Source organism: Pirellulales bacterium, from assembly GCA_035939775.1.
GTDB lineage: Bacteria > Planctomycetota > Planctomycetia > Pirellulales > DATAWG01 > DASZFO01.
The window spans coordinates 1-5,859 of record DASZFO010000008.1; the positions used below are offsets into that span (position 1 = coordinate 1).

Annotated in this window: 4 protein-coding genes; 2 read left to right on the forward strand and 2 right to left on the reverse strand. The window is 62.3% G+C overall.

The features are described 5' to 3' along the window. Window positions 1-567: 567 nt before the first annotated feature. Window positions 568-897 (forward strand): hypothetical protein, encoded by a 330-nt coding sequence (locus VGY55_00300; protein HEV2968393.1) that lies wholly within the window; start codon window positions 568-570, stop codon window positions 895-897. A 269-nt stretch (window positions 898-1,166) separates the two neighbouring features. Here VGY55_00300 and VGY55_00305 read toward each other — a convergent pair whose 3' ends face one another. After that, complete coding sequence (locus VGY55_00305; protein HEV2968394.1) at window positions 1,167-1,496, reverse strand: calmodulin-binding protein; 330 nt, start codon at window positions 1,494-1,496, stop codon at window positions 1,167-1,169. 402 nt (window positions 1,497-1,898) lie between these two features. On the opposite strand from VGY55_00305, the gene VGY55_00310 reads away from it, so the two are divergent. Next, the gene (locus tag VGY55_00310; GenBank protein ID HEV2968395.1) at window positions 1,899-2,912 is read left to right on the forward strand and encodes a TIM barrel protein; all 1,014 of its coding nucleotides are present in this window, start codon (window positions 1,899-1,901) and stop codon (window positions 2,910-2,912) included. 138 nt (window positions 2,913-3,050) lie between these two features. Here the strand turns inward: VGY55_00310 and VGY55_00315 are convergent. After that, the coding region (locus tag VGY55_00315) for a hypothetical protein (protein ID HEV2968396.1) at window positions 3,051-5,859 on the reverse strand (2,809 nt) is incomplete at its 5' end.

The following is a 5,859-nucleotide window of genomic DNA, read 5'->3' on the forward strand; positions in this document are numbered from 1 at the left end:
GGTCCCTTCGTCTCGCATCCGGCCAGCAGACAGACGAACAACGAAGAACAACCGAACAACACGATCGAGCGTGGCATGGGTGGGCTCCCGGTGAATGCCATGACAGGAGGCGGGCGAACAAGGCGGGTAGTACAACTGGTAAGATACGCCAATTCGGCCCGTCCAACAACCCGCCGTGATGTAGGTCCGGCTTGCCGAGCCGGAACTGCGCTGTGGGGCATCCGCCGCGGCGGATGCCGTCACTGGAACCCCGCGGGGCCCAGAGGGCGCCCCGTTCCCTACAGTTTGAAGATTCCGCAGGGACCATAAGCTACGATTCTTTTCGGAACTTCGTTTAATCGGGCGGGTTACTTATTGTAGGTGGTTGGCCGTTGCGTTGGCTGCGTGCCGTGGGAACTTGTTTGCCCCGTGAGCGGGCCACGCAAACTTTGACCTGCCTATGATTTGCCGCGGCGAAAAATGGTTGCATTGGCTTGCCGGCGGATTATAGTGGTCTGGTCAAAAGGCCCCACCTCAGGGCTTTCCTCCCTCCACCTCCCTCCCCGTTTTTTCCTGAAGGAGCACACGATGGTTCAGCGTAGCGTGGCAATTGTTTTGGCGTTTCTCGCCGTCTGCCTGATGGTTACCGCGGCTCAAGCGGCCGACAAGCCAAAGGTCCAGCGCGGCACCCTTGTTTCCGTGACCAGCACCAAGCTGGTGGTCAACGTGAAGGCCGACAAGGACGACAAGGTCGGCATGGAAAAGACATTCGATGTCAGCCCGACCGTCAGCGTGACGATCAACGGCGCTCCCGGCAAGATCGAAGATCTCAAGCAAACCAAAGCGATCCGCTTCACCCTCGACGCGGACGGCAAGGCCGTGGTCGATATCAAGCAGGGCAAGAAGCCGACGGCCTAACTGGGCCTTCGAACGTTCAGACTTGCAACAACCAAAGTCGGCCGGTCCTTTGCCGGCCGCACTAAACAATCAAGCCCCGGGCTAGCGGATTGCCAGCCCGGGGCTTTTGTTTTCGTTGCCGACGCTGCCAGCGTAGGTGCGGGCCGCAGAGATCGGCCTCCGTGCCGATCCGAATCCGTGCCGTTCGCCAGAGTTCCCGCAATTTTTGCATGCCGCAGCGAGCTTCTCGGAACGCCGCAGAGGGCGTTCCCAACATCACGCAGCCACATCTAGAACGTGTCGAGGATGAACTGGTGCCCCATGTGGTACTTCGTCCCGGTCGGGTACATGTTGTGCCATTGCTTGTTGTAGACCGGGATTTGCATTTCTGGCGGGTACCGGTAGTAGAGGCTGTTGGAGCTGCGGTAATATTCCGCGCCCCAGAAATTCTGCGGGTAATAGACATAAGGGTAGTGGTAAAACCGCTCCCAGTCTTGGACCCCGTAGGTGTTGCCCCATTGGCGGCCGAAGGCCGGGTCTTGGGCCTTGGCGGGCTGGGCGGAGGCTGCGCAGCAGAATCCCGCGGCGCAGCACAGCGCGAGAATGGTTCGGCGAATCATCGATTCTCCCCCCTGGAAATCGAATGCGTGAACGGCGGCCGACGCGGCTTTGCTCCCGCGAGCTTGGTTCACTGGATGATCGGGTCGTGGCGAGAAGCGGCCGGCTTTGCGGAAGCCAAGCCCGCGCGCCGCAATTGGCTACAAACACCATCGGCCGCCACCCCGCGCCGCATTGAGGGAATATCCGCTAGAACCGGCACAGGCGGAATTGGCGGAGGAATCCGAAGGCACGACAGGATTTAGGCACAGTGGGCAAGGCTTGACGGCACGCAGCCACTGTTTCTTGCGCCGTCGGACTTTCACCGCCTGCAACGGCGCGGGCTTGCCACCCTCTTGTGGAATGAGTCGCCCCGCAACACAATGACTCCTCGCGAAAACCCATCCCGACCGAGCTAATTGAGCATGAACGGCAATCCTCAGGTGATCGTCAGCGGCTTCGGCGACGAGGCGGCGCTGCACAAGACGGCGGTCGAGCAGTTTTCCGCGTTCGCCGCGCTGGGGCTGCAATACCACAGCTTGCGGTTCATCGACGTGGGACGCGGCGTCAAGAATGTGATGAAGCTCACCACGGCCGAGATTCAGAAGGTCCGTCACCTCGAGGACGAATACGATCTGAGCGTTTCCTCGATCGGCTCGCCGATCGGCAAGGTGAAGCTGCTCGACGTGGATGACGGCACGCAGAACGCCTATGTGCCATTCGCGAAGTATCTGGCCAAGGACGTGGCCCGAGCTTGCCAGTTGGCCCATGCCTTCGAGACGAAGCTGATCCGCGGGTTTTCGTTTTACCATCCGCGCGGGACCGATCCGCGGCCGCACGTGCCGCAAGTGGTCGAGCAGGTCGGGCAGATCGTCGAGGCCTGTCACCGCTCCGACCTTACCTTCGGCTTGGAGGTCGAGGCAAACCTGGTCGGGCAGAACGGGCTGATTCTGGCAGAGATCCACCGGCAGGTGAACCATCCGGCGCTGGTGCTGGTGTTCGACGCCGGGAACCTGATCACGCAGGGCTTCACGCCGCGCGAGGTGTTCGAGCATTATCAGGCCATGAAACCGGGAATCGGCTGGATGCACATCAAAGACTATCGCCATCCGCGGACCGGCCGCCGCAAGAAGCACCTCGACGAAGAAGCGCTGCGGCACTTCGTTCCGGCCGACGTGGGACAAAGCGCACACGACGCGATCCTGCGCGATTTCCGCGGAACGATCCCCACGCTCGAAAAGCGGCTGCGGCGCCGGGGGATTCCGGGAGTGTTCCTCGAGCTGGAGCCGCACGTCAAAGGGGGCGGCCAATTCGGCGGCACGAGCGGACCGGACGGCATGGGAGTCGCCCTGCGCGGGCTACTCCGCGTGCTCGACTTCGTCGGCGTCGGTTACCATCTCCGCGACTTCGACGACGTGCTGGCGACGAGCATGAGATGAATGCCGAATGAATACTCGCAGGGTTCGTCAAGGCCCTGCGCTGACACACATTGCATCGCGAAGAACGGACGCTGCGGCGAGGTCCGGTGCGTCTGCGCGGACTTGGCGCACCGTAACGCCGAGTCCTTGCAAACTCAGTTACGGCTGCACGGTGTCGACAATCGTCAATGTTTCGGTCTCGCCTGTGTCGTTCCCGCCGGGTTCTATTGTTGCCGCGGTCTCGACCGGTGAGGTCGCATGGGCTTCTACTTTGGCAAGCTCGGCCGCGCGGCGGCCGACACGACGACCCTTTCGGGCGGCCGAGGCCGCCTGCGCGATCCAAAGGACCCCGGCCACGAGCCCGACTAGTCCGGTGGCATGCGAAACTGAAGCGAGCGCCGTCTCGCGAAACATGAGCCAAAGGCCGCATCCCAACGTAACGCAGCCGCCGGCCATCTTGCTGGCGGCCGCCTTGCTCCACCGCCCTTGCGCGTGCGTGTCGATCGCGCCGCGGGCCGTGAAGTTCGCCAGCTCGCGCATGGCTTTCAAATCGGCTGCCAGCTCCGGCGGCGCCGAGCGCGCGACTAACTGCAACGGTCCTTCCGCGGCCGGCTCCGCGAACTCATCCAGAGCCTCGTTTTCGGCCGCCGCGCTCCGGCACTCGATCGCCGCGGCGGCCGACGGCCGGGCGCTGACCTCCGGATTCAGTTTGGGTTTCGGCCTAGTCGCCGGATCACTGGAGCCGGAGATGCCACGAATCCTGTTCATCAGCCGCGTCATGTAGTCGTCGATCGACTCCTCGGCTTCGATGACAGGGGCGCCCGCGAGATCCATTTTCTCGGTGGCCACAGTCTGTTCATCAATCGGCGACCCTTCGGCCTTGCTTTGCCCGCCCGCCGCTGCTGCCGCCCCCGTATCGATCGATGGTTGCCGCGGTACTCCCTGAGACCCGGCTTTTAACGGTTCATAAGACCGCAGCCTGGCGAAAACGTCCTCCTCCGAACGGCCTTCTTGCGATGCCGGTTCAGCCGAGGGCGACGAATCGGCCCTGTCCGTTGCCGCGAGTTCGCCGACTACCACCACGGACTGTGCGCCGGCCAATGGCGCGGGAGCCGTCGACATCGCTGCCGTCGGCGCCGTCTCCCGCGACGAGATCGCCATTTGCTGCTCCTCGAGCCTGCGGCCATGCGCTTCCAATTCCTCGGCCTGCCGATCAAGCAATTGACGGCGGGCTTCGAGATCGCTCTCGGCCGCGCGCGAGCGCTCTTCCCATTCGGCACGCTGGCGATCGAGATCCTGTTGGAGTCGGGCGACGTCGGCCATTTGCTGCTGGGAATGTTCGAGTTCCCGAGTGAATTGGGCCTGCCGTTGCTCGCGCTCGGCCTGCCATACGTCGCGCTGCCGGTCAAACGCCTCGCGGGCGGCGGCAAAAGCAGCGATCTGTTCGCCAAGCCGTTGCGAGTTCTGTGCGGTCTCCGCCGTCAATGCGGCCTGTCGCGATTCGATTCCACGCCGCTCCGCTTCGAGCAGTTGTCGGGCCGTCTCCAAAGCTTGCCGTTCGTTGGCCAGCCGCTGCTGTTGGCTCTCGAGCGACTCACGCTGCGAATCGACGATCTGTCGCTCGGCGCCAATCGCTTGCAGTTGCATGTCGAGTGTCTGCCACTCGACGGTCAGTGCCGAGCGTTCGCTCAACAACTTCTGCTGCTGGGTTGCCAGGTCATTCCGGTCGTCGGCGAGCCGTTCGGATTCGCGCTCGATCGATCGCTGCTCGGTAATTCGCTTTGCGCTCTCCGCTTCCAAAGCCTCCTTTTGGTTGGCGAGCGATTTCCATTCGGTTTCCAGCGATTCCTTGCGAATGAGAATTGCTTGGCGCTCATTTTCGAACGATTGGCGCTCGGACTCTTGCAATTGTTGCCGCGCCTCGATCGATTGCAATTCAATCTCGATTGCTTGCCGCTGCGCCTGGAGGCCTCGCCGCTGGAGTTCAAGGGATTCTCGCTCCACAAGGAGTTGTTGTTGCTCAGCTTCTAGAGCCTGCTGCTCGGCAATCAGTTTCGGGCGCGCGGAATCGAGCTTCGCCCGCTCGCATTCCATCGTCGCCCGCTCGGCCGCGAGCGCCTGCCGGTCCAGATCGAGCGACTGCCGGTCGGCGTCGAGCGTCTTTCGATCAGCGTCAAGCGAGTTCCGGTCTTCCTCGAGCGATTGTCGCTGGGTTTCGAGCGTGTGTCTTTCCGAGTCGACGGCTTGCCGTTGGCCGTCCAGGGTTTGACGGTCCGACTCCAGTGTTTGCCGTTCGGCCATGAGCGATTCGCGTTGTGCCGACAACGCTTGTTGCTCGACCGAATGCGATTGTCGTTCGGCCACTAGGGAATCTCGATCCGCCCAGAGAGCTTGCCGCTCGGAGTCCAAGACATGTCGATCTGCTTGAATCGCCTGGACTGAGTCCGCGACGGCCTGTCGCTCGGTGGCAAACGTCTGCTGCTGTTGTTCCAGCTCGTGCCGCCAGCCCGAGAGCGCTTGTCGCTCGGTCAACACTTCCTGTTGACTCGATTCGAGCGCATACCGTTCGGCCGTAAGCGATTCGCGTTGTGCCGACAACGCTTGTTGCTCGACAGAATGCGATTGTCGTTCGGCCACAAGGGAATCTCGATCCGCCCACAGAGCTTGCCGTTCGGCGTCCAATATCTGTCGATCAGCTTGAATCGTCTGGACCGAGTCCGCGATGGCTTGCCGCTGGGCTTCGAGCGTCTGCCTTTCCGAGTCGACAGCCTGCCGTTGACCGTCCAGGGTTTGACGGTCCGATTCCAGGGTTTGCCGTTCGGCCATGAGCGATTCGCGTTGTGCCGACAACGCTTGTTGCTCGACCGAATGCGATTGTCGTTCGGCCACTAGGGAATCTCGATCCGCCCAGAGAGCTTGCCGCTCGGAGTCCAAGACTTGTCGATCGGCTTGAATCGCCTGGACTGAG